We start from the raw sequence: 22,351 nt of genomic DNA, 5'->3' as shown, positions 1-22,351 counted from the left end.
CCGTACTGGCCCGTGGAGCTGGTGGACGGCGACATCGTCCTCCGGCCGATAAAGCTGCGCGACCAGAAGGCCTGGCGCGAGGTGAACCGCCGCAACCGCGACTGGCTGCGGCCCTGGGAGGCGACCATCCCGCCGCCCACGCCCAGCGGCCCCGTCACCCACCGCCCCACCTACCGGCAGATGGTGCGCCACCTGCGCTCCGAGGCCGGCGCGGGCCGCATGCTGCCGTTCGTCATCGAGTACCAGGGGCGCCTGGTCGGGCAGTTGACGGTCGCCGGGATCACCTGGGGCTCCATGTGCTCGGGGCACATCGGCTACTGGGTGGACGAGGCCGTCGCCGGACGGGGCGTGGTGCCGACGTCCGTGGCGATGGCCGTCGACCACTGTTTCCGCACCGTCGGACTGCACCGCATCGAGGTCTGCATTCGCCCCGAGAACGGGCCGAGCCGCAGGGTCGTGGAGAAACTCGGATTCCGCGCGGAAGGGCTGCGTCCGCGCTATCTCCACATCGACGGCGCGTGGCGCGACCACCTCGTGTTCGCGCTCACCGCGGAAGAGGTCCCCGACGGTCTCCTCGCCCGCTGGCGCCGTACCCGCGCGCAGGAGCGGTCCCGTGAGCTGCCCGGACGCGAACAGCGCGACCGCGGAATCCCGCACGGTCCCGGTAATTGAATATACGTTCGAATTGCGACACCGGGTGACCGACTCGGAACCGGCAATTACCGGGATCCGGCGACTGTCTGATCGCATCCATCACAAGAAAAGTTCGAAATATCAGCCAGATCGTGCGACACACCGGCCCAATTGGCCTATGGCCCCGTGCAAACCCCTCTACGGTGTGAGGCGTGAGCAGCAGCGGCCTCATCTACGCAGTCATCGTCGGGGCCTGGGCCGCCTACTTGGTGCCGATGTGGCTCCGTAGGCAGGACGAGCTGAACGAGGCACGTCCGACGGAACGCTTCAGCACCGCCATCCGACTGCTGTCCGGACGGGCGGGCATGGAGCGCCGGTACGCCAAGGACCTGCGGGCGCGCTCCGCCGACGAGGGGGAGCAGGGCGTCCACGACCCGGATGCGATCACCGACTCGGTGGACGTCCGGGCCTTCGCCGTGTCCCAGACCCGTCCGCAGACCCAGGCGCCCGTACCGCCCCTCCCGGACGAGCACCCGGAACCCGGCCACGGCGGGCGGGCCCCGCAGGAACGCGGCACACCGCACGCGCCCGAGGCGCCCGCCCCGCGCGGCGAACCGGCGTCCACGCGAGACGAGCCGGCCGCCCAGGGACGTGTCCCCGCCGCGCGCCGCTCCCCGGACGCCGTCCGCCGGGACCGCACCGCGCGGGCCGCCGCCGAGCGCGCCCGGCGCTCGAAGGCGCTCGCGCGCCGCCGGCGCACCATCACGATGCTCTTCCTCGCCTTCACGCTCGGCGCGGTCGTCGCCGCCGTCGGCGGGTTGGCGTTCCTCTGGGCGCCCGGCGTGCCCGCCGTGCTGCTCAGCGCCTACATCGCCTACCTGCGCTCCCAGGAGCGCCGCCGGTTCGCCTACCAGATGGACCGCCGCCAGGCCGAGGCCGCGGCCCAGCGGCTGCGCGAGCGGCGGCCCCGTCGCCGCCCCGTCGCCGACGAGGCCGACCCGGACGAACCGGAGGGCCCGGAAGCGGGCGCCGACACCGACCCGGGTCTGTCCGCGCTCGCCGCGGACCGGCGCGCGCTGGTCGAGCAGACCGACCACGCCGAGTGGGTCGACCAGCAGCGCGAGCGCAGCCGGCGGCCCTGTCAGGGCGGCGACAGCTGGGACCCGGTCCCCGTCCCGCTGCCCACGTACGTGACGGCCCCGGTCGCCCCGCGCGCCTCCGGCGACGTCGACCTCGGCGCCCCGGACACCTGGAGCTCGGCCCGCTCCAGCGCCGTACCGGCCGACAAGGCGCGGGCGGCGGCCGAGGAACCGGAGCCTCCGGCGGCCGACGACCGTGACCCCGGCGACGGCCGCACCGACGCCCGCCGCGCCGCCTCCGCCCGCCGCTCCCGCGAGCGCGGACGCACCCCGCTCTTCGACCAGTACGAGGACGGCGACCGTCCCAAGGCCGCGAACGAGTAACGCCCGGCCAACGGATTTTTGAGCACCCCGATCGGGATGCTAAAGTTTCACTCGTTGCAAGGGCCTGTGGCGCAGTCCGGTAGCGCACCTCGTTCGCATCGAGGGGGCCAGGGGTTCAAATCCCCTCAGGTCCACGCAACGAAGCCCCGGCCGGGTTCACCCGGTCGGGGCTTCGGCATGTCGGGGCTTCGAGAGCGTACGTGGGCCACGGACCGGCAGGCGTGAGCGGCCCCACATGAGGGCGCGTCAGGCCGGGCCCGCCGTCGGGCGCGCGGATCAGCCCCGCCGCCCGGACGCCGCGAAGACCCGTGTCAGATCGTCCAGGAGTGGTGCGGTCAGGGGATGCGGGTCGCGGCGAGGGGCGATCGCGTGGATGCCCCGGGTCGGGGGGTCCACCAGGGGGACCGGTGTGACGTCGGGGCACAGGGCGCGCGCCAGGACGCCCGGGACCAGGGCGACCGCGTGGCCCGTGGCGACCAGGGCCAGCATGGCGCTGCTCGCGGACGCGTCGGCCGCCCCGCGGCGGACATCGCCGTCGAGGGGCTGCGGGACGGAAGGTTCGGCTCCTGGTCCCTGGACGAGTACCGCACCGACGCGGGCCGGCGGATCGCCAACAAGGCGTACCACCGGCACACCTGGCCCGAAGGCGCCCTACAGCTTCTTCGCGTAGCAGAGGCTCTCCTCGTGGAAGCGGTAGTAACCGAACTTCTCGCAGGGCTCGTAACCGCTGGAGGCGTAGAGGGCGATGGCCTCCGGCTGCTTGGTGCCGGTCTCCAGGACCATGCGGACGCGGCCGGCGGCGCGGGCGTCGTCCTCCAGGGCGGCGAGGATGCGGCGGGCGAGGCCCCGGCCGCGCATCTCCTCGACGACGTACATGCGCTTCAGCTCCGCGTCGCCGTCCTGGTTGCCCTCCCCGTTGGCGTCCTGGACGCGCCAGCCGCCGGAGGCGACCGGGACGCCGAGCTCGTCGTAGGCGATCAGGTAGATGCCGTTGGGGGGCCGGAAGTCCGCGGGGTCCATGGGGGTGGCGTCGCCGCCGTCGCCGTAGCGGATGTCGTACTCGGCCTGGACGGCTGCGTCCAGCTTCACGGCGTCGGGATGGTCGTAGGGGACCGGGCGGATTTCCATGACGAACACCGTAAAACATGCCCGGACCTGCGCGTGTCGTATCGTGCCCTGGTGCTCACCGTGACCTCTGTCAACGTCAATGGACTCCGCGCCGCCGCGAAGAAGGGCTTCGTGGAGTGGCTCGCCGGGACCTCCGCCGATGTGCTGTGCCTCCAGGAGGTGCGGGCCGAGGCGGCGCAGCTCCCCGAGACGGTGCGGGAGCCCGAGGGGTGGCACGTGGTGCACGCGCCGGCCGCCGCCAAGGGGCGCGCGGGCGTCTCGCTGTACACCCGGCGCGAGCCCGAGCGCGTGCGGATCGGCTTCGGCTCGGCGGAGTTCGACGGCAGCGGACGGTACGTCGAGGCGGATCTGCCCGGTGTGACCGTCGCCTCCCTGTACCTGCCGTCCGGCGAGGTCGGCACGGAGCGCCAGGACGAGAAGGTCCGCTTCATGGACGAGTTCCTCGCGTACCTCAAGGAGCTGCGGGAGAAGGCCGCCGCCGACGGGCGCGAGGTCGTGGTCTGCGGCGACTGGAACATCGCGCACGAGAAGGCCGACCTGAAGAACTGGCGCGGCAACACCAAGAACTCCGGCTTCCTGCCCGAGGAGCGGGAGTGGCTCTCCCGGGTCCTCGACCCGGCCGACGGCGGCTACGTCGACGTGGTGCGCGCCCTGCACCCGGACGTGGACGGCCCGTACTCGTGGTGGTCGTACCGGGGGCGGGCCTTTGACAATGACACGGGATGGCGCATCGACTACCAGATGACGACCCCGGGGCTCGCGGGCCGCGCCGTGAAGGCGTACGTGGAGCGGGCGGCGACGCACGCCGAACGCTGGTCGGACCACGCGCCGGTGACGGTCGTCTACGGGTAGGCCCGAGCTCAGTCCCGCTTCCGCAGTCTCCGGTCCAGCGCCAGGGACAGTTCCGCGTCCACCACGCTGCGGGCCAGGGGGCGCAGGCGGTGGAGGGTTTCCTCGGGGGCGTGGCGGAGGATGAGGCCGGCGAAGAGGTCGGCGAGGGTGTCGGCGTGGGTGCGGACCTCCGCGCCGGTGCGGAGCACCTCGCCGAGCGGGATGCCCTCGCGGACCAGCGCGGACGACACCTCCAGCAGGCGGCGGCTGATGTGGACGATCTCCTCGCCGTCGACGCCGAGGTAGCCGAGGTCCAGGGCGGCGGCCAGGTTCTCGGGGGTGACCTCGCCGGCGAAGTGGTCGGCGAGCTCCTCGGGGGTGAGGCGGACCGGGGTCTCCTCGGTGGGGACCTCCATGCCGAGCAGGTCGCCGACGCCGCGGCCGTGGTCGAAGGCCTCGGCCAGCTCGGCTATGCCGTTCAGGGTGTGGCCGCGCTCCAGCAGCGCCGTGATGGTGCGCAGCCGGGCCAGGTGGTGGTCGTCGTACCAGGCGATGCGGCCCTCGCGGCGCGGTGGCGGGAGCAGTTTGCGTTCGCGGTAGAAGCGGAGGGTGCGCACGGTGATGCCGGCGAGCCGCGCCAGCTCCTCCGTGCGGTACTCGCGCCGTTCCGTGGGGGTGCCGCTGTCGTCTGCCACGCCTGAAGCCTAGGTCGTACCGGCGGTAACTTTCCTCGCACGCCCCCTACCCATGAGTACGGCACTGCTCTACGCTCCCCATTGCGCCAGTGTTCACTGGCATGGTTCTGAGCGATGCGCGGAGGCTTTGGGATGGCCGAGCACGAGCATGTACGGGTCGCGGTGATCGGGTCGGGATTCGGCGGACTCGGGGCCGCCGTACGGCTGCGACGCGAGGGGATCACGGACTTCGTCGTCCTGGAGCGGGCCGGCGGCGTCGGCGGCACCTGGCGCGACAACAGCTACCCCGGGTGCGCCTGCGACGTGCCCTCGCACCTGTACTCCTTCTCCTTCGCGCCCAACCCCGACTGGCCGCGCTCCTTCTCCGGCCAGGAGCACATCCGCGCCTACCTGGAGCACGTCACCGACACCTTCGGGCTGCGCCCGCACCTCCGCTTCAACGCCGAGGTGAAGCGGATGACCTGGGACGCCGAGCGGCTGCGCTGGGACATCGAGACCACCGGCGGGAACTGGAGCGCGGACGTCGTCGTCTCCGCCACCGGGCCGCTGTCCGAGCCCAAGCTGCCGGACGTGCCCGGCCTCGACGCCTTCCCCGGCAAGGTGTTCCACTCCGCCCGCTGGGACCACGACTACGACCTGCGCGGCAAGCGCGTCGCCGTGATCGGCACCGGCGCCTCCGCGATCCAGATCGTCCCGTCGATCCAGCCGCAGGTGGAGAAGCTCACCCTGTTCCAGCGCACCCCCGCCTGGGTGCTGCCCCGCATGGACCGGCCCATCGGCGCCGCCGAGCGCGCCGTGCACCGGGCGCTGCCGTTCACCACCAAGCTGCGCCGCGGGGTGCTGTGGGGCATCCGCGAGCTCCAGGTCCAGGCGTTCACCAAGCACCCGGGCGAGCTGGGCTTCGTCGAGCAGCTCGCCAGGCGGAACATGGCGCGGGCGATCAAGGACCCGGCGCTGCGCGCCAAGCTCACGCCCGACTACCGCATCGGCTGCAAGCGGATCCTGCTGTCCAGCACGTACTACCCGGCCCTCGCGCAGCCCAACGTGGACGTCGTCGCGAGCGGGCTGACCGAGGTGCGCGGCTCGACCCTGGTCGCCGCCGACGGCACCGAGGCCGAGGTCGACGCGATCGTCTTCTCCACCGGCTTCCACGTCACCGACATGCCGATCGCCGAGCGGGTCGTCGGCCCCGAGGGCACCACGCTCGCCGAGACCTGGTCGGGCGGCATGCAGGCGCTGCGCGGCGCCTCCGCGGCCGGCTTCCCCAACTGGATGACGATCATCGGCCCCAACACCGGTCTCGGGAACTCCTCGATGATCCTGATGATCGAGTCCCAGCTGAACTACATGGCCGACTACCTGCGCCAGCTCGACGTCCTCGGGGGCCGGGTCGCCCTCGACGCCCGCCCCAGCGCGGTCCGCGCCTGGAACCACCGGGTGCAGGAGCGGATGAAGCGCACGGTGTGGAACACCGGCGGCTGCACCAGCTGGTACCTCGACGCCAGTGGCCGCAACACCACCATCTGGCCCGGTACGACAGCCGAGTTCCGGCGCGCCACCCGCCGCGTCGACCTCGCCGAGTACGCCGTGCTGCGCGCCACCGGGACGCGGCCCGAGGCCGGCGCGGAGAACGCGGAGGTGGCCGCGTGAGCCGCCCGTCCCCCGTCACCACCGGGCGCTACGCCCCGCCCGCCCCGGTGCGCGTACTGACCGCCACGTCCGCCGACGGCGCCCCGGTCCACGTCGAGGTGCACGGACCGGAGGGCGCGCCCGCCGTCGTCCTCGCGCACGGCTGGACCTGCTCGACCGCCTTCTGGGCCGCGCAGATCCGCGAACTCGCCGCCGACCACCGGGTGATCGCCTACGACCAGCGCGGCCACGGACGCACCCCGGCGAGCCCCGCGTGCAGCACGGACGCGCTCGCCGACGACCTCGAGGCCGTCCTCACCGCCACCCTCGCCCCCGGCGAACGCGCCGTGATCGCCGGGCACTCCATGGGCGGCATGACGATGATGGCCGCCGCCGGACGGCCCGCGTTCCGCGAACACGCCGCCGCCGTCCTGCTGTGCAGCACGGGCAGTGCGCGGCTCGTCCCCGAGTCCACGGTGCTGCCGCTGCGGCCGGGCCGGGTCCGGACCTGGATCACCGGGCGGATCATCGCCAGCCGCGCCCCGCTCGGCCCGGTCACCCCGGCCGCCCGCCGCATCCTCAAGTACGCGACCATGGGCCCCGCCTCGGCGCCCGACATGGTGGAGGCCTGCGCCCGCATCGTGCACGCCTGCCCCCGCGCCGTGCGCCACGCCTGGTCCCACGTCCTCGCCGGCCTCGATCTCGACGCCGCCGTACGCGAGTTGACCGTGCCCGCGGAGGTCGTCGTCGGCACCGCCGACCGGCTCACCCCGCCCGTGCACGCCCGCGCGCTCGCCGCCGCGCTGCCCGACTGCCGCGGCCTCACCGAACTGCCCGGCGTCGGCCACATGACCCCCGTCGAGGCGCCCGGCCTGGTCACCGCGCGGATCCGGGACCTCGTCACCGCCCACGTGAGTGCCCCACAGCCCCCCGTACCCGCCGAGGAGAGCGCATGAGCAGGGTCAGTCTCGAAGGAAAGGTCGCCGTCGTCACCGGCGCGGCGCGCGGGGTCGGGGAGCTGCTCGCCCGCAAACTCTCCGCGCGCGGAGTGAAGGTGGCGCTGGTCGGTCTCGAACCGGACGCGCTGAAGGACGTCTCCGCGCGGCTGCACGGCGACAGCGACCACTGGTACGCGGACGTCACCGACCACGAGGCGATGACCCGGGTCGCCGCGGAGGTGCGGGAGCGGTTCGGCCGGGTGGACATCGTGGTCGCCAACGCCGGTGTGGCGACGGGCGGCCCGTTCACCGAGTCCGACCCGGAGGCCTGGCGGCGGGTGATCGAGGTCAACCTCGTCGGATCGGCCGTCACCGCGCGGGCGTTCCTGCCGCTGCTCACCGAGAGCCGCGGCTATCTGCTCCAGATAGCGTCGCTCGCCGCGATCACCCCCGCGCCGATGATGACGGCGTACTGCGCCTCCAAGTCCGGTGTGGAGGCGTACGCGCACGCGCTGCGCGCCGAAGTCGGCCACCAGGGCGTGAAGGTGGGCGTCGGCTATCTGTCGTGGACCGACACCGACATGGTGCGCGGCGCCGACCAGGACGACGTCATGCGGGAGTTGAGGCAGCGGCTGCCCTGGCCGGCCAACAGGACCTACCCGCTCGGACCCGCCGTGGACCGCCTCGTCGCCGGCATCGAGCGGCGCTCCGCGCACGTCTACGGGCAGGCGTGGCTGCGCGGCATGCAGGGCATCCGCGGCTACCTCCCCGCCCTCATCGGCACCGTGGGGCAACGGGAGATGAAGCGGTTCGCGGGCCGGCTCGACGGGCTGCGCATCGGGCTGGTCGGAGCGGGCGGCACCGCCGACGAACAGCACCGCGCTACGGTGCGTGACTGATCGACATGCGCAGGGTCACCGCCCGTGTGAATCTGATGGGGCAAGTTCCCCCACCCCACAACGGGAGTGAACCCACATGGGTATGAAGGACCAGATGCAGGAGAAGGCCGGCCAGTTCCAGCAGCAGGCCAAGCAGCGCGCCCAGCAGGGCAAGGAGCAGCTGCAGAACCGCGGCCGCCGTCGGGACGACGAGACGGACCCGCAGCGTCGCCGCGAGTCCGAGGAGCGCTTCGACCAGGACCACGAGGTCTGACGTCGAACCACCCGGGCAGTGACGTGCCGTAGGAAGGGGTGCCCCTGGCGAAGGGGGCACCCCTTTCTCACGTCCTCAGCGGCTCCGCGGCGGCAGCGTGGGACGCGACCGGTCGGGCACGTCGGCGTATCCCGGGGGCGAGGCGGGCGGTTCGGCCTCCAGCAGGTCCAGGGCGAGCCGCACGGCGTCGTCCAGGACCGCGTGCCGGCCCTCGGCCCAGTCCAGCGGGGTGCGCAGCGCCTCCAGGTCGGGGTCGACGCCCCGGTTCTCCACGGACCAGCCGTACGCGTCGAACCAGGCCGCGTTCATCGGCACCGTGATCACCGTGCCGTCCCCGAGCCGGTGCCGGCCGGTCATGCCGACCACCCCGCCCCAGGTGCGCTGCCCCACCACCGGGCCGAGCTCGAGCAGTTTGAACGCGGCGGTGATCATGTCGCCGTCGGAGCTGGTCGCCTCGTCGGCCAGCGCCACCACGGGCCCGCGTGGCGCGTTGGAGGCGTACGACACGGGCTGGGCGTCCCGGGTGAGGTCCCAGCCGATGATGGTGCGGGTCAGCTTCTCCACCACGAGCTCGCTGATGTGCCCGCCCGCGTTGCCGCGCACGTCCACGATGAGCGCGGGCCGGGACATCTCCATCCGCACGTCCCGGTTGAACTGCGCCCAGCCGGAGCCGCCCATGTCGGGGATGTGCAGATACCCGCAGCGTCCTCCGCTCAACTCCCGCACGACGGCACGGCGTTTGGCCACCCAGTCCTGGTAGCGCAGGGGCGTCTCGTCGATCAGCGGGACGACCGCGACCCGCCGGGGCGGGCCCTCGCCGTCCGGCATGAAGGTCAGTTCGACCGTAGTGCCGCCCGCCGCCGCGAGCAGCGGGTACGGTCCGGCGACGGGGTCCACCGGGCGGCCGTCGACATGGGTGAGGACCGCGCCCTCCCGGACGCCCGCGCCGGCCAGCGGGGAGCGGGCGCGGGAGTCGGAGGAGTCGCCGGGAAGGATCCGCTTCACCGTCCAGCCCGCCTCCCGGTGCACCAGGTTGGCGCCGAGCAGGCCCTGGCGGCGCTGGTAGTGCGGGGGCCCCTCGTTGCGGCGGGCGGCGGTGACGTAGGCGTGCGAGGTGCCCAGTTCGCCGAGGACCTCGCGCAGCAGGTCGGCGAACTCGTCGGGGGAGGCGACCCGTTCGACCAGCGGGCGGTACTGCTCCAGCACGCCGTCCCAGTCGATGCCGCACATGTCCGGCTCCCAGAAGTAGGCGCGGATCAGCCGCCCGGCCTCCGCGTACGCCTGGCGCCACTCGGCCGCCGGGTCCGCCTCGTGCTTGACGCGGCGCAGGTCGATCCACACCGTGGAGTCGCCGTCGCCCGGCTCGGTGGCGGGCGCCGCGCGCAGCTCGCCCTCGTCGACCACCACCAGCCGGGCGCCGTCGCCGCTGACCGCGAAGAAGTCGAGGTGGGTGACGAGTTCGGACTTCTTGGCCTTGGGGACGTCGAAGTGCTCCAGGGTGGGCCGGCCGGTGGTGTCGTCGGGGTTGGCGAACGTCTCGCCGAGCGCGCCCGAGATCGGCCAGCGCAGCCACACAAGACCGCAGCCCGCGACCGGGTACAGGCCCGAGTACTTGGAGGCGGCCACCGGGAAGGGCGTCACCCTGCTCTCCAGGCCCTCCGCCTCCACGGTCACCGTGCCGCCCTCCTCGCCCTCCTCGTCCAGCGGGTCGAGACCTCCGGCGGCGGGCCGCCCCTCCGGGTTGAGCGCGAACGGCGAGGGCGTCGCCGACGACAGCGGCACCAGGTACGGGCGGCAGCCCAGCGGGAAGGACAGGTCGCCGGTGTGCACGTCGTACACCGGGTCGAAGCCGCGCCAGGACAGGAACGCCAGATAGCGGCCGTCCCGGGTGAAGACCGGGTTCTCGTCCTCGAAGCGACCGCTTGTGACGTCCAGGACCAGCCGGTCCTTGATCCGGGCGAGTTTGATCTGCCGCAGCGACCGGCCGATCACCGGATGGGACCAGGCCAGCCAGGCGCCGTCGGGGGAGAAGGCGAGGTCGCGCACCGGGCCGTTGCCGGAGTGGATCAGCTCGGTGACCTCCTCCGCCGTCCCGTCCGTCGCCTCGTCGGTGTCCACCAGGAGCAGCCGCCCGTCGTGGGCGGCGACCGCGAGACGCTGCCCCTCGGGGTCGGCGACCATCTCCAGCACCCGGCCCAGCTTCCCGGCGGCCAGCCTCCGGTGGGCGCGGGGTCCGGTCGCCCGGGGCAGCGAGGCGATCTCCACGGCGTCCTCGCCCTCGGCGTCCGTGACGTACGCGACCTGGCCGCCCGCGCCGAGCATCTCCGGCAGCCGCACCCGTACGCCCGGGGTGTCGGTCAGGGTGCGGGCGGGACCGTCGCGGTGGGTGAGCCAGTACAGGCTGCCGCGTACCACGACCGCGCTGGCCCGGCCGGTCTCGTCGACGGACAGGCCGTCCAGGTGCTGAGCGGCGGGCACCTGGTACGGGCGCCGGCCGGAGCGCGGACCGCTCAGCCGCACGTCGAGCCTGCGCGGCTCCGCGTCGGGCGCCAGGTCGTCCACGATCCAGAGGTCGCCCGCGCACTGGTAGACGACGCGGGCGCCGTCGGTGGAGGCGTGACGGGCGTAGAAGGCGTCGTGGTCGGTGTGGCGGCGCAGGTCGGTGCCGTCGTGGGCGCAGGAGTAGAGGTTGCCGATGCCTTCGTGGTCGGAGAGGAAGGCGATCCGGCCGCCGACGAACATCGGCGCGTGCAGATGCCCGTCGAGCCCCTCCAGCAGACGGTGCCCGTGCAGCCACAGCCGGCCGGTGGCGCCGCCCCGGTAGCGCTTCCAGGACGCCGGTTCGTGCGGCGGGGTGCCGGTGAGCAGCAGTGACTTGCGCTCGTCCGCCAGGTCGGCGACCTGGATGTCGGAGACCGGGCCCCAGGGGAGCTTGCGCCCGGGGCTGCCGTCGAGGCCGAGTTTGTACGCCCAGGTGAAGTGGGAGAAGGGCTCGCCGTGCGAGGTGACGGCGAGGATCGCGGCGTGCCCCTGCTCGTCGGGCGGGGACCAGCCGCAGACCCGGGTGTCGGAGCTGCCCCAGTACGTCAGCCGCCGTCCGGGGCCGCCGTCCACCGGCGCCAGGTGCACCTCGGGGTCCAGGCTGCGCCAGCTCGTGTACGCGATGTGCCGGCCGTCGGGGGAGAGGCGGGGGTGGCCGAGCTTGGTGCGGTCGGCGGTGAGCCGCCAGGCGCGGCCCGGTCCGTCCAGCGGGGCGAGCCAGAGGTCGTCCTCCGCCACGAAGCACAGCAGGTCGTCCTGGAGGTGCGGCAGCCGCAGATACGTCACCCTCCCCATGCTTTTCCGGGGGGCGGACCGCAGCAACTCGTGCCCGTCGCTTACACGGAACTGACAACCGTGACGCAGAACACGAACGAAACCGTTTCGTTTCGTTAGTGGGCGGGGTACCTTCTTCTTGTACGAAACCGTGTCGTTTCTTTGACGCGGTGGGACCCGGAGCGGAAAGGTGGTCGGTATGAGTGACATCGCGACGTCACGTCGCAGCCGGATCACCCCCGAGCGCGAGGCCGAGCTGTACCGGGCCGTGCTCGACCTGCTCCGTGAGGTCGGTTACGACGCCCTCACCATGGACGCCGTGGCCGCCCGCACCCGGTCCAGCAAGGCCACGCTCTACCGCCAGTGGGGCGGCAAGGCCGAGCTGGTGGTCCGGGCGATGCACAGCCAGAAGCCGGGCGGCCTCGCCGACGTGGACACCGGGTCCCTGCGGGGCGACCTGCACACCATCATCGGCCGCGAGGACGACTGCGTCATGGCGGAGAACGTCGCCCTCATGCGGGCCCTCGCCATGGCGGTGCACCAGAACGACGACCTCCGCCAGGCGCTCCGCGAGCTGCTGGTGGAGCCGGAGGTCGAGGAGTTCCGCCGGATCGTCGACCGTGCGATCCGACGGGGCGAGGTCCGCGCGGACAACCCGGCGCTGGACTACATCGTGCACATGCTCGTCGGGGCGTTCGCCACACGGATGCTGATCGACGAGCGGCCGCCCACGCAGGCGTTCCTCACGTCGTACATCGACGCCGTGGTGCTCCCCGCCCTCGGAGTCGCCCCACCCCACTGACCCCCCAGTCAGCCCCGGAGTCAGCCGCTCCCTGACGTCACCTCCCCCATGGCCCCGAAAGGCATGGGGGGCAGCTCCAGCGTCGTCGGGCTGATCCCGCCTGCCCTGAAACATCCACGACCTGACCGGGAGTACGCCCTCGTGGCCACGTTCCTCTACCGACTCGGCCGGTTCTCCTTCCGGAAACGGCACGTCGTCGCCCTCTTCTGGGTGGCGCTGCTGGCGCTCGCGGGCGCCGGAGCGGCCGGCGCGCCCGCCGCCGGCAACTCCTCCTTCTCCATCCCCGGCACCGAGGCCCAGAAGGCCTTCGACCTGCTGGACGAACGGTTCCCCGGCGCCAGCGCCGACGGAGCCACCGCCCGCGTCGTCTTCAAGGCGCCCGACGGCCAGAAGATGACCGACCCCGGCAACAAGGCGGCGGTCCAGGAGACCGTCGACGAGCTGTCCGGGGGCGCCGAGGTCACCCAGGTCACCGACCCGTACCAGGGCGGCGGCGTCAGCCAGGACGGCTCGGTCGCCTACGCCTCGGTGACCTACGAGGTCCCCGGCATGGAGCTGGAGGAGTCGTCCCGCGAGGCCCTGAAGGCCGCCGCCGAGGACGCCCGCGACTCCGGGCTGACCGTCGAGATCGGCGGTGACGCCCTCCAGGCCGTCCCGGAGACCGGCTCCGCGGAGATCATCGGCATCGGCGTCGCCGCGGTCGTCCTGGTCGTCACCCTCGGCTCGCTGCTCGCCGCCGGACTGCCGCTGCTCACCGCGATCGTCGGCGTCGGCATCGGCGTCGCCACCATCACCGCGCTGGCGAGCACGCTCGACCTGGGCTCCACCACCTCCATCCTGGCCTCGATGATCGGTCTCGCGGTCGGCATCGACTACGCCCTGTTCGTGGTCTCCCGCTACCGCGCCGAACTGGCCGAGGGGCGTGAGCGCGAGGAGGCGGCCGGACGGGCCGTGGGCACCGCGGGATCCGCCGTGGTCTTCGCCGGCCTGACCGTCGTCATCGCCCTGGTGGGCCTGTCCGTCGTCAACATCCCGATGCTGACGAAGATGGGCATCGCCGCCGCCGGCACGGTCGCCGTCGCGGTCCTCATCGCCCTCACCCTCATCCCCGCCCTGCTCGGCTACGCGGGCCGCCGCGTCCGCCCCGCGGGCGAGAAGAGCAAGCTGCTCGGCGGCGGACGCGCCAAGAACGACAAGGCGGACCGGCCCAACATGGGCACCCGCTGGGCGAGCTTCGTCGTCCGCCGTCCGCTGGCCGTGCTGCTCCTCGGCGTGGTCGGCCTGGGCGCCGCCGCGGTCCCGGCCGGCTCCCTGGAGCTGGGCCTGCCCGACGACGGCTCCCAGCCGACGTCCACCACCCAGCGCCGCGCCTACGACCTGCTCTCCGAGGGCTTCGGCCCCGGCTTCAACGGCCCGCTGGTGGTCGTGGTCGACGCCGAGGGCAGCGACGACCCGGAGGCCGTCTTCCAGCAGGCCGGCGACGAGATCAAGGCCCTGGACAACGTCGTGAACGTCGCCCCGGCGGCGCCCAACAAGGCCGGCGACACCGCGACGATCGCCGTCATCCCGGACGCCAAGCCGTCGTCGGCCGCCACCGAGGACCTGGTGCACGACATCCGGGCCGTGGGCGCCGACATCAAGGACGGCACCGGCGCCGACGTCCTCGTCACCGGCGCCACGGCGATGAACATCGACGTCTCGCAGAAGCTGAACGACGCGCTGGTGCCGTACCTGGTGCTGGTGGTCGGGCTCGCGTTCCTGCTGCTGATCGTGGTGTTCCGCTCGATCCTGGTCCCGCTGAAGGCGGCCCTCGGCTTCCTGCTCTCCGTGCTGGCGGCCCTCGGTGCGGTCGTCGCGGTCTACCAGTGGGGCTGGCTGTCCGGCCTGATGGGCGTCGAGGAGACCGGCCCGATCATGTCGATGATGCCGATCTTCATGGTCGGCGTGGTCTTCGGACTGGCCATGGACTACGAGGTCTTCCTCGTCACCCGCATCCGCGAGGCCCACGTCCACGGCGAGAAGCCGGCGCAGGCCGTGGTCACCGGATTCCGGTACAGCGCGCGGGTGGTGACCGCCGCGGCGATCATCATGATCGCGGTGTTCTCCGGGTTCATCGGGTCCAGCGACTCCATGGTCAAGATGATCGGCTTCGGCCTCGCGATCGCCGTCCTCTTCGACGCGTTCGTGGTCCGCATGGCCATCGTCCCGGCCGTCCTGGCGCTGCTCGGCGCCAAGGCCTGGTGGCTGCCGAAGTGGCTGGACCGGGCGCTGCCCAACGTGGACGTCGAGGGCGAGAGCCTCGCCGTGCACGACCGCGCGGCGGACAAGGACGACGAGGACAAGGAACTCGTCCGGGCCTGACCGCCCGGACGGTCACGACCAGCCGGTGAGGGCTCCGTGGGGACGGGGCGCCCTCACCGGCTTCCCCGTGTGCGTCCACCGCACGGAACGAGGTCGCGTGCGCCGGGTTCCGCCGGTTACGGTGCCGCGCATGACCACCTCAGCCACCGACACCGAGGGCTCCGCGGCCCACCCCCGTTTCGCCGAGGCCCTGCGGGAACGGGGCCTGGGGGACGTGGTCGGCCAGGTCCGCCGCTTCCCCGAGGCCACCCGCACCGCCGCCGAGGCCGCCGCCGCGATCGGCTGCGAGCTCAGCCGGATCTGCAAGTCGCTGATCTTCGCCGCCGACGGCGAGCCGGTCCTGGTCCTCATGGACGGCGCGTCCCGCGTCGACCTCGAGCGGGTCCGCGAGGAACTGGGCGCGGCGCGTGTCGCCCGTGCGAAGGCCGACGTCGTGCGCGAGACCACGGGGTACGCCATCGGCGGCGTACCCCCCTTCGGCCACCGCACCCGCACCCGCGTCCTCGCCGACCGCTCCCTCCTCGCCCACCCCGTGGTCTGGGCCGCGGCCGGCACCCCCTACACGGTCTTCCCGATGCCCCCGAAGGACCTGATCACCCACGCGGGCGCCACGCTGGTGGACGTCCGGGAACGCGAGGCGTGACGCCTCGGGCGCCGGTGTGGAGAACGACGCGTCGCCCGTGCCGCCCGCCGGGTGCAGGGCGGCGGGGGGAGGCGCACTCTGGAACGAGAGGACATCCGGAGGTGATCCGTCATGATGCACACCGCAGTGGGATGGCACGTGGAGCTGGAGTTCATGGAGGACGACCAGCACACCCGCGCGGTCGCGATGGTCAGGCTGCCCGACGGGTCCGAGGTGCGCGGCCACGGGCACGCGTCCCGGCACTACACCGACCCCAATCAGCCGCGGGTCGGGGAGGAGATCGCCGGCGCCCGGGCCCTGAACGAACTCGCCATGCAGATGCTCGACAAGGCGCACCGCGAGATCGACGAGGCGGCCGGCCGCGTCTCCCACCCGATCCACGTCTAGGACGATCCGCGTCCAGGGCGACCGCGTCCAGGGCGACCGTGTTCAGGACGCCGGCACGCACTCCCGTACCGCGCGGATCAGCGCCTGGGCCCTGGGGTCCGCGGTGACCGTCCTGCGGAAACCGCCCGTGACGTAGCCGAAGGCGACGCCGGACTCCGGGTCGGCGAAGCCGAGGGAGCCGCCGCGGCCGGGGTGGCCGAAGGAGCCCGGGGCCAGGAAGGGGGAGGCACTGCCGTGCAGCATGTAGCCGAGCCCGAAACGGGTGCCGACCACCAGGACCCGGTCGGGGCCCGCCGACTCCTCGGCGCGGGCGCGTTCCACCGTGTCCGGGGAGAGCAGACGCACCCCGTCGACCGGCCCGACGAGTGACGCGTAGAAGCGGGCCAGCCCGTCCGCCGTCGCTATGCCGTTGGCGGCGGGCAGGGCGGCCGCGTGGAACGCCGGGTCGTTGTGGTCCGGGGACGGCTCGATCGCGGCGAAGGCGCGGCGGGTGAGGGAACCGGGGTCGGCGTAGGCGGCGGTGACCGAGCGCTTGGGACGGGCGCGCAGCGCCCCCGACGGCTCGGGCGCCTCGATTGTGCCGGCCCGGCCGACGCGGTGCGCCTCGGAGTCCGGGAGGCCCACCCACAGGTCCAGGCCCAGCGGAGCCGCGATCTCGGACGCGATCCACTCGCCGGTGCCCCGGCCCGTCACCCGGCGCACCAGCTCGTCCACCAGCCAGCCGTACGTCAGCGCGTGATAGCCGTGGTCCGTGCCCGGCTCCCACACGGGGGCCTGCGCGGCGACCGCCTCGGCGGCCCGTACCGGATCGGTGGCCTCGGCGAAGCTCAGCGGACGGTCCAGCACCGGCAGCCCGGCGCGGTGCCCGAGGACGTGCCGGACCAGCGTGCCCTCCTTGCCGTGCGCCTTGAACTCCGGCCAGTACCGTCCGACCGGCGCGTCCAGGTCCAGCAGGCCCCGCTCGTACAGCATCAGCAGCGCGGCGGCCGCGACGCCCTTCGTCGCCGACCGTACGACCTGGGCGGTGTCCCGCTGCCAGGGCGCGGCGCCGTCGACGTCCTTCGTCCCGGCCCACAGGTCCACGACGCGGCGCCCGTCCCGGTACACGGCGAGCGCCGCCCCGCGCTCCCCGAGCCGCTCGAAGTTCCGGGCGAACGCCTCCCGGACCGGTTCCCAGCCGCCGGCCACCGTGCCGCGCACCTCGACGTCCACGTCCTGTCGTCCTTCCACTCGCCTGCGACAGTGGGTGCAACCACGCCGCCGCGCCTGCGATTCCGGGGTGCGGCGCGCCCGTCACCCACGGCCGGGCGGCGCCGCCACGGAACGCGGGTCGAAGCCGTACGGCAGCTCCAGGCGGTGTGCCCGCATCAGGCCGTCGTCGGCGAGCAGACCGGCCGTCGGGCCGTCGGCCGCGATCACGCCGTCGCTGAGGATCAGCGCGCGCGGGCACAGCTCCAGCGCGTACGGCAGGTCGTGCGTGACCATCAGGACCGTGACGTCCAACGACCGCAGGATGTCGGCCAGTTCACGGCGCGAGGCCGGGTCGAGGTTGGAGGACGGCTCGTCCAGGACGAGGATCTCCGGCTCCATCGCCAGCACGGTCGCCACGGCCACCCGGCGCCGCTGCCCGAAGGAGAGGTGGTGCGGCGGGCGGTCCTTGAACTCCGCCATGCCGACCCGCTCCAGCGCCCGGTCCACGCGCGCCTCCAGCTCGGCCCCCTTCAGCCCGGCCGCCGCCGGACCGAACGCGACGTCCTCCCGCACCGTCGGCATGAACAGTTGGTCGTCCGGGTCCTGGAAGACGATGCCGACCCGGCGCCTGATCTCCGCCATGTTCCGCTTGCCGACCTCGAGCCCGGCCACCTTCACCGTGCCCGCGCCGCCGCTGAGGATGCCGTTGAGGTGCAGCACGAGGGTGGTCTTGCCGGCGCCGTTCGGCCCGAGCAGCGCGACCCGCTCGCCGCGCCCGATGGTGAAGTCCACGCCGAACAGGGCCTGATGGCCGTCGGGGTAGGCGAACGCGAGGCCGGAGACCTCCAGGGAAGCAGTACTCACAGGGTCCATCCCAGCAGACACACGACGAGGGCGGTGCAGGGGAGGGCCAGGGCGTACGACCACTGCGCCCGGGACGCCGCCACCTCGTCGATCACCGGCATGACACCGGTGTAGCCGCGGCTCACCATCGCCAGGTGGACGCGCTCGCCGCGTTCGTAGGAGCGGATGAACAGCGCGCCCGCCGACTTGGCGAGCACACCCCAGTGCCGTATCCCGCGCGCCTCGAAGCCCCGGGACTCGCGGGCGATCCGCATCCGGCGCATCTCGTCGGTGATGACGTCGCCGTAGCGGACCATGAAGGACGCGATCTGCACCAGCAGCGGCGGCAGCCTGAGCCGCTGGAGGCCGTGCAGCAGCTCCCGCAGTTCGGTGGTGGCCGCGAGCAGCACCGACGCGGCGACGCCGAGGGTGCCCTTGGCCAGCACGTTCCAGGCGCCCCACAGGCCGTTCACGCTCAGCGACAGCCCGAGGACGTCGACCCGCTCGCCCTCGGCGACGAACGGCAGCAGCACGGCGAACGCGACGAACGGCACCTCGATCAGCAGCCGCTTCAGCAGGAAGGCGGCCGGCACGCGCGCCGCGTACGCGACCGCGGCGAGCAGCACGGCGTACGCCGCGAACGCCCACATCGCCTCGCGCGGCGTCGACACGACCACGATCACGAACGCGAGCACCGCGGCGAGCTTGGTGTGCGGCGGCAGCGCGTGCACGGGGGAGTGGCCGTGCCGGTAGAGCCGGTGGGAGTGACCCGCGCCCACGTCAGACGCTCGTGCCGGCGGGGGACGGGGCCTCCGCCTGCTCGTCGGTGGTGCGCCGGCGGCGGACCGCCCAGAACACGCCCGTGCCCGCGACGACCGTCACGCCGACGCCGATCACGCCCGCGAGACCGCCGGACAGCCGGGCGTCGTCGACGTCCTTCACGCCGTAGTCGGCGAGCGGCGAGTCCGCGACCGCGTGCTCCTCGGCCTGCTGGTCGATGCCGTGGTCGGCGGCGACCTTCTCCAGGCCGTCCGGGTCCGCCGAGGCGTAGAAGCTCACGAACCCGGCGAGCACCAGCGAGGTGACCAGGCCGGCGATCCAGACCTTGCGCGGGGAGCGCGCGGCGGCCGGGACGGGCTCCGCGGTCTCCGGGGCGTCGACCAGTTCGCCGTTCACCCGCAGCTTCAGCCTCTGCCGCAGCCCGCGCGCCCCGTGCACCAGGTCCGGGCGGACGGCGATCACCGCGCCGACGGTCAGCGCGGTGATGGCGGCCTCGCCGAGGCCGATCAGGACGTGCACGCCCACCATCGCGGTGGCGACCTTGCCGATCGACACGTCGGTGGTGCCGCCCACCGCGTACAGCAGCGTGAAGACGACCGCGGAGGCGGGGACGGAGACCAGGGCGGCCACGAAGGACGCGGCGGTCACCGAGCGGCGGGACCGCGGCAGCACCTTCACCAGGCCGCGGAACAGCGCGTAGGCCACCACGGTGGTGGTGATCGCCATGGTGGTGATGTTCACACCGAGCGCGGTGAGGCCGCCGTCGGCGAACAGCACGGCCTGGAGCATCAGCACCACGGACACGCACAGCACACCCGTGTACGGGCCGACGAGGATAGCGGCGAGGGCGCCGCCGAGGAGGTGGCCGCTGGTGCCGGCCGCCACCGGGAAGTTCAGCATCTGCACGGCGAAGATGAACGCCGCCACCAGCCCGGCCAGCGGGGCGGTGCGCTCGGCGCCGGCGCCCGCACCGGGGCGTGCGGTGTCGTCCAGCTCGCGGCGCGCGCCGCGCAGGCTCACGGCGATCGCGCCGGCGGCGAGGAGGCCGGCGGCGGCGGATACGGGGACGTCGATGAATCCGTCAGGTGCGTGCACGGACTCGATGATGTGGCCTCTTGCGAACCTTTCGCAAGAGCGAGTGACTTGTTCTACGTCCCGCCGTGCGTCCCGTCTGTCTCATCTGTGAGAGAGGCTGCTCGGAAGCGCGGATTCCGATTTGGGTGCACGATGGGGACGGGGGTGGGTAAACGGCTCGTAAGGCATGTATGTCCTGCCGGGCGTACGACGCAGCGTAAGGGGCCCACCGATGTCCGTGATCGAGCAGTACGCGCGAGTCCACATCGTGACGGATGACGGCCCTCTGCTGGAGAGTCACGGGGCCGTCCCCGTGGTGCTGCGGTACGACCCGGAGTCCGACCCCCGCCATGTACGGGTGGCCCTGCCGGGGACGCGGCCCCTGGAATGGGTCGTCGAACGGGACCTGCTGGAACACGGCCTCACCGCGCCCGTCGACAGCGGCGGCATACGGGTGTGGCCGTGCGGCCGGGTGCAGGCGGTGGTGGAGTTCCACTCCGGCCAGGGCCACTCGGTGGTCGAGTTCGACTCCAAGACCCTGTCCCGCTTCCTCCGCCTCACGCATGTGACGGCGGCCCAGCCGGTCCCGCACTGACCGCCCGGCCGGAGATCCGCCCGGGCGGCCCGGCCGCGGGGGCGGACAGCGTCTGATGCCCGCCGCACCCCGGCGAGGCGGCCCTGCCGGCCCGGCTGCCCCGGGCCGAGGGGTCGGGGCGCGGGGCGCCCCCGCCCTCGCGGCGTGCCGCCCGGGGCGGGCGACGGCCGTACCGGGTCCCTCAGCCGCCCGCCTTCAGCAGGGTCGCCACGATCGGGCCCGCCGTGGAGCCGCCGTGGCCGGCGGACTGGACGACCGCGGCCGCCGCCAGGTCGCCGCGGTAGGCGGTGAACCAGCCGTTGGGCTTCTTCTGTCCGTCCACCTCGGCCGAGCCCGTCTTCGCGCCCCGCTCACCGTCCACCCCGGCCATCGCCTCCGCGGCGGTGCCGGCGGTCGCGGTGTACGACATCAGCTCCCGCAACTGCGCCAGCGTGTCCGCGGACAGCGTGCGCGGCGCCGTCGCCAGCTGACGTCCGTCGACCTCCGGCGACACCAGGTACGGCTGGTGGAACACGCCCGCCTTGACCGTCGCCGACACCGACGCCATGTTCAGCGGGTTCATCCGCACCCCGCCCTGGCCTATCAGCGACGCGGCCATCGGGGCCTTGGACTGCACGGGCACCGCGCCGTCGAACGTGGACACGCCGACCTGCCAGTCGTTCCTGCCCAGCCCGAAGTAGTCCTGGGCGTGCTGGGTGAGGTCGTCGTCCTCCAGCTTCGGGGCCTGGCTGATGAAGGCGGTGTTGCAGGACGCGGCGAAGCTCGCGCGGAACGTGCCGTCCTTGATCTGGAACTTGTCGAGGTTCTGGAACTTCCAGCCGCCGTAGCTGAAGTACTTGGGGCACGGGTGCTTCTTGTCGATCGACGCGAGGCCCTTCTCGATCAGCATCGAGGAGGTGACCACCTTCATCGTGGAGCCCGGCGCCAGCGACCCCTGGAAGGCGACGTTGAAGCCGCGCGAGGAGTTCGCCGCCGCGAGTATCTCGCCGGTCGACGGCCGCACCACCACCACCGACGCCTGCTTCCGCTTCGCCACCTCGGCCTCGGCGAGCGCCTGCAGGGACGGGCTCAGCGTGGTCTTCACCGTGCCCGGCGTGCCCTCGCTCAGCTCCAGCAGGGTCGTGTCGGCCAGCTCCGCCTTCTTCGACTCCTCGCCGCGCACCACACGCAGCTCGACGCCGGCCTCGCCGCCCGCCTTCTCGCCGTACTTCTCGCGCAGCCCGTCCAGCACGGACCCGAGCGAGGGGTACTTCTCGGTGGTCAGCTCGCCGCCGTCGCGGTCCAGCGCCTTCACCGGCGGGGTGCCCGCCTCGCCGGTGACCAGCTTGTCGCCCTCCCGCAGTTCCGGGTGCAGCACGGACGGCCGCCAGGCCACCCGCGGCTCCCCGTCCCCGGCCCGGCGCACCACGGTCAGCGTGCTGTCGTACGCCAGCGGCTTCGTCGTCCGCTCGTACGACACCGTGCCCTTGACGGAGAAGGTGACCGAGTCCCGGGCGGGGGCGCCCGGGGTGAGGGCGAGGTTCCGGACGCGGGCGTCCTTCACATACGCGGCGAGCGCCGCCTTGGCGGCCACCGGGTCGTCGGTCGCGGCGGCGGCCTCGGCGACCTGGCCGGACTGCCAGGCGGTCAGGAACGTCTCGGCGGCGGCGGTGACCTCGTCGGCCGACAGCGGCCCCGACTTCACGGTCTCCGCCTGCGCGGCGGAGTCCCCGCCGCCCCGGCCGGCGCCGTCGACGAGTGCGTACGCGCCGTAGCCGGCGCCGCCCATGAGCACGGCCATCGCCGCGCCGATCACGACCGGTCTCATGTTCCGCCGGTCCCCGGCGCGCCCTCTGTTCCCCACTGGTGTCCGTTCCTCCGTCGCCCCGCCCCGGCCTCCCCGCGGCCCGCG

At 73.2% G+C, this 22,351-nt stretch carries 21 protein-coding genes and 1 tRNA gene; 13 read left to right on the top strand and 9 right to left on the bottom strand.

The window, feature by feature from the left end; all coding sequences use genetic code 11:
* The first annotated feature begins 12 nt into the window (after positions 1 to 12).
* The 3 genes from ACP7TJ_RS13345 to ACP7TJ_RS13335 all read left to right on the top strand — a co-directional run bounded on the left by ACP7TJ_RS13345 (position 13) and on the right by ACP7TJ_RS13335 (position 2,230).
* Positions 13 to 672, top strand: coding sequence for a GNAT family N-acetyltransferase (locus ACP7TJ_RS13345; protein ID WP_093765603.1), 660 nt, complete (start codon positions 13 to 15; stop codon positions 670 to 672).
* 173 nt (positions 673 to 845) lie between these two features.
* The gene (gene sepX, locus ACP7TJ_RS13340; RefSeq protein ID WP_167743367.1) at positions 846 to 2,096 is read left to right on the top strand and encodes a divisome protein SepX/GlpR; all 1,251 of its coding nucleotides are present in this window, start codon (positions 846 to 848) and stop codon (positions 2,094 to 2,096) included.
* A 60-nt stretch (positions 2,097 to 2,156) separates the two neighbouring features.
* A tRNA-Ala gene (locus tag ACP7TJ_RS13335) sits at positions 2,157 to 2,230 on the top strand.
* A 142-nt stretch (positions 2,231 to 2,372) separates the two neighbouring features.
* Here the strand turns inward: ACP7TJ_RS13335 and ACP7TJ_RS13330 are convergent.
* A complete protein-coding gene (locus tag ACP7TJ_RS13330; RefSeq protein WP_380796636.1) occupies positions 2,373 to 2,723 on the bottom strand; it encodes a hypothetical protein in 351 nt (116 codons plus the stop codon).
* Positions 2,724 to 2,747: 24 nt separating this feature from the next.
* Complete coding sequence (locus ACP7TJ_RS13325) at positions 2,748 to 3,224, bottom strand: GNAT family N-acetyltransferase (RefSeq protein ID WP_093765672.1); 477 nt, start codon at positions 3,222 to 3,224, stop codon at positions 2,748 to 2,750.
* A 51-nt stretch (positions 3,225 to 3,275) separates the two neighbouring features.
* Here ACP7TJ_RS13325 and ACP7TJ_RS13320 point away from each other — a divergent pair, with 51 nt between their 5' ends.
* A complete protein-coding gene (locus ACP7TJ_RS13320; protein WP_367548242.1) occupies positions 3,276 to 4,076 on the top strand; it encodes an exodeoxyribonuclease III in 801 nt (266 codons plus the stop codon).
* Between the two features lie 8 nt (positions 4,077 to 4,084).
* Here ACP7TJ_RS13320 and ACP7TJ_RS13315 read toward each other — a convergent pair whose 3' ends face one another.
* On the bottom strand, positions 4,085 to 4,750 hold the full coding sequence (locus ACP7TJ_RS13315; RefSeq protein ID WP_093765605.1) for a MerR family transcriptional regulator: 666 nt from the start codon (positions 4,748 to 4,750) through the stop codon (positions 4,085 to 4,087).
* A gap of 132 nt (positions 4,751 to 4,882) precedes the next feature.
* Here ACP7TJ_RS13315 and ACP7TJ_RS13310 point away from each other — a divergent pair, with 132 nt between their 5' ends.
* The 4 genes from ACP7TJ_RS13310 to ACP7TJ_RS13295 all read left to right on the top strand — a co-directional run bounded on the left by ACP7TJ_RS13310 (position 4,883) and on the right by ACP7TJ_RS13295 (position 8,469).
* Positions 4,883 to 6,400, top strand: coding sequence for a flavin-containing monooxygenase (locus ACP7TJ_RS13310; RefSeq protein WP_093765606.1), 1,518 nt, complete (start codon positions 4,883 to 4,885; stop codon positions 6,398 to 6,400).
* Positions 6,397 to 7,335 (top strand): alpha/beta fold hydrolase, encoded by a 939-nt coding sequence (locus tag ACP7TJ_RS13305; RefSeq protein ID WP_427763262.1) that lies wholly within the window; start codon positions 6,397 to 6,399, stop codon positions 7,333 to 7,335. The genes ACP7TJ_RS13310 and ACP7TJ_RS13305 overlap by 4 nt, the downstream gene beginning before the upstream one ends.
* Complete coding sequence (locus ACP7TJ_RS13300) at positions 7,332 to 8,216, top strand: SDR family oxidoreductase (RefSeq protein WP_093765608.1); 885 nt, start codon at positions 7,332 to 7,334, stop codon at positions 8,214 to 8,216. The genes ACP7TJ_RS13305 and ACP7TJ_RS13300 overlap by 4 nt, the downstream gene beginning before the upstream one ends.
* Before the next feature lie 76 nt (positions 8,217 to 8,292).
* On the top strand, positions 8,293 to 8,469 hold the full coding sequence (locus ACP7TJ_RS13295; protein ID WP_093765609.1) for a hypothetical protein: 177 nt from the start codon (positions 8,293 to 8,295) through the stop codon (positions 8,467 to 8,469).
* Positions 8,470 to 8,544: 75 nt separating this feature from the next.
* Here ACP7TJ_RS13295 and ACP7TJ_RS13290 read toward each other — a convergent pair whose 3' ends face one another.
* A complete protein-coding gene (locus ACP7TJ_RS13290; RefSeq protein WP_427763260.1) occupies positions 8,545 to 11,796 on the bottom strand; it encodes a S41 family peptidase in 3,252 nt (1,083 codons plus the stop codon).
* A gap of 187 nt (positions 11,797 to 11,983) precedes the next feature.
* Between ACP7TJ_RS13290 and ACP7TJ_RS13285 the strand changes: the two genes are divergently transcribed.
* From ACP7TJ_RS13285 to ACP7TJ_RS13270, 4 genes are all read left to right on the top strand, one after another.
* Complete coding sequence (locus tag ACP7TJ_RS13285; protein WP_093765611.1) at positions 11,984 to 12,586, top strand: TetR/AcrR family transcriptional regulator; 603 nt, start codon at positions 11,984 to 11,986, stop codon at positions 12,584 to 12,586.
* A 141-nt stretch (positions 12,587 to 12,727) separates the two neighbouring features.
* A complete protein-coding gene (locus tag ACP7TJ_RS13280) occupies positions 12,728 to 14,947 on the top strand; it encodes an MMPL family transporter (protein WP_093765674.1) in 2,220 nt (739 codons plus the stop codon).
* Positions 14,948 to 15,077: 130 nt separating this feature from the next.
* Positions 15,078 to 15,590: a YbaK/EbsC family protein gene (locus tag ACP7TJ_RS13275; protein ID WP_427763257.1), complete on the top strand. Its 513-nt coding sequence runs from the start codon at positions 15,078 to 15,080 to the stop codon at positions 15,588 to 15,590.
* A 111-nt stretch (positions 15,591 to 15,701) separates the two neighbouring features.
* Positions 15,702 to 15,977 (top strand): DUF1876 domain-containing protein, encoded by a 276-nt coding sequence (locus tag ACP7TJ_RS13270; protein WP_093765613.1) that lies wholly within the window; start codon positions 15,702 to 15,704, stop codon positions 15,975 to 15,977.
* 42 nt (positions 15,978 to 16,019) lie between these two features.
* Here ACP7TJ_RS13270 and ACP7TJ_RS13265 read toward each other — a convergent pair whose 3' ends face one another.
* The 4 genes from ACP7TJ_RS13265 to ACP7TJ_RS13250 form a co-directional block, all read right to left on the bottom strand.
* The gene (locus ACP7TJ_RS13265) at positions 16,020 to 17,189 is read right to left on the bottom strand and encodes a serine hydrolase domain-containing protein (protein ID WP_427763254.1); all 1,170 of its coding nucleotides are present in this window, start codon (positions 17,187 to 17,189) and stop codon (positions 16,020 to 16,022) included.
* Positions 17,190 to 17,270: 81 nt separating this feature from the next.
* Positions 17,271 to 18,041: an energy-coupling factor ABC transporter ATP-binding protein gene (locus ACP7TJ_RS13260; protein ID WP_093765615.1), complete on the bottom strand. Its 771-nt coding sequence runs from the start codon at positions 18,039 to 18,041 to the stop codon at positions 17,271 to 17,273.
* Positions 18,029 to 18,790: a cobalt ECF transporter T component CbiQ gene (gene cbiQ / locus ACP7TJ_RS13255; RefSeq protein ID WP_401542082.1), complete on the bottom strand. Its 762-nt coding sequence runs from the start codon at positions 18,788 to 18,790 to the stop codon at positions 18,029 to 18,031. Before cbiQ ends, ACP7TJ_RS13260 begins: the two co-directional genes overlap by 13 nt.
* 1 nt (position 18,791) lies before the next feature.
* Complete coding sequence (locus ACP7TJ_RS13250) at positions 18,792 to 19,886, bottom strand: energy-coupling factor ABC transporter permease (RefSeq protein ID WP_367461405.1); 1,095 nt, start codon at positions 19,884 to 19,886, stop codon at positions 18,792 to 18,794.
* Between the two features lie 211 nt (positions 19,887 to 20,097).
* Between ACP7TJ_RS13250 and ACP7TJ_RS13245 the strand changes: the two genes are divergently transcribed.
* Positions 20,098 to 20,460 carry an SsgA family sporulation/cell division regulator gene (locus ACP7TJ_RS13245; protein ID WP_093765618.1) on the top strand — a complete coding sequence of 121 codons (363 nt, stop codon included), beginning with the start codon at positions 20,098 to 20,100 and terminating at the stop codon, positions 20,458 to 20,460.
* Positions 20,461 to 20,641: 181 nt separating this feature from the next.
* Here ACP7TJ_RS13245 and ACP7TJ_RS13240 read toward each other — a convergent pair whose 3' ends face one another.
* A complete protein-coding gene (locus ACP7TJ_RS13240) occupies positions 20,642 to 22,267 on the bottom strand; it encodes a penicillin-binding transpeptidase domain-containing protein (protein ID WP_208840497.1) in 1,626 nt (541 codons plus the stop codon).
* Positions 22,268 to 22,351 lie beyond the last annotated feature (84 nt).

The organism is Streptomyces sp. DSM 41931, from assembly GCF_050271085.1.
GTDB lineage: Bacteria > Actinomycetota > Actinomycetes > Streptomycetales > Streptomycetaceae > Streptomyces > Streptomyces albogriseolus.
This window is presented reverse-complemented; position numbering and strand designations above follow the sequence as displayed.

What these genes read in the sequence shown, in the direction of transcription:
- ACP7TJ_RS13325 (WP_093765672.1), bottom strand. Translation starts at nt 3,224, where the DNA reads ATGGAAATCCGCCCGGTCCCCTACGACCATCCCGACGCCGTGAAGCTG.
- ACP7TJ_RS13310 (WP_093765606.1), top strand. Translation starts at nt 4,883, where the DNA reads ATGGCCGAGCACGAGCATGTACGGGTCGCGGTGATCGGGTCGGGATTC.
- ACP7TJ_RS13300 (WP_093765608.1), top strand. Translation starts at nt 7,332, where the DNA reads ATGAGCAGGGTCAGTCTCGAAGGAAAGGTCGCCGTCGTCACCGGCGCG.
- ACP7TJ_RS13295 (WP_093765609.1), top strand. Translation starts at nt 8,293, where the DNA reads ATGGGTATGAAGGACCAGATGCAGGAGAAGGCCGGCCAGTTCCAGCAG.
- ACP7TJ_RS13285 (WP_093765611.1), top strand. Translation starts at nt 11,984, where the DNA reads ATGAGTGACATCGCGACGTCACGTCGCAGCCGGATCACCCCCGAGCGC.
- ACP7TJ_RS13275 (WP_427763257.1), top strand. Translation starts at nt 15,078, where the DNA reads ATGACCACCTCAGCCACCGACACCGAGGGCTCCGCGGCCCACCCCCGT.
- ACP7TJ_RS13270 (WP_093765613.1), top strand. Translation starts at nt 15,702, where the DNA reads ATGATGCACACCGCAGTGGGATGGCACGTGGAGCTGGAGTTCATGGAG.
- ACP7TJ_RS13260 (WP_093765615.1), bottom strand. Translation starts at nt 18,041, where the DNA reads ATGGACCCTGTGAGTACTGCTTCCCTGGAGGTCTCCGGCCTCGCGTTC.
- ACP7TJ_RS13245 (WP_093765618.1), top strand. Translation starts at nt 20,098, where the DNA reads ATGTCCGTGATCGAGCAGTACGCGCGAGTCCACATCGTGACGGATGAC.
- ACP7TJ_RS13240 (WP_208840497.1), bottom strand. Translation starts at nt 22,267, where the DNA reads ATGAGACCGGTCGTGATCGGCGCGGCGATGGCCGTGCTCATGGGCGGC.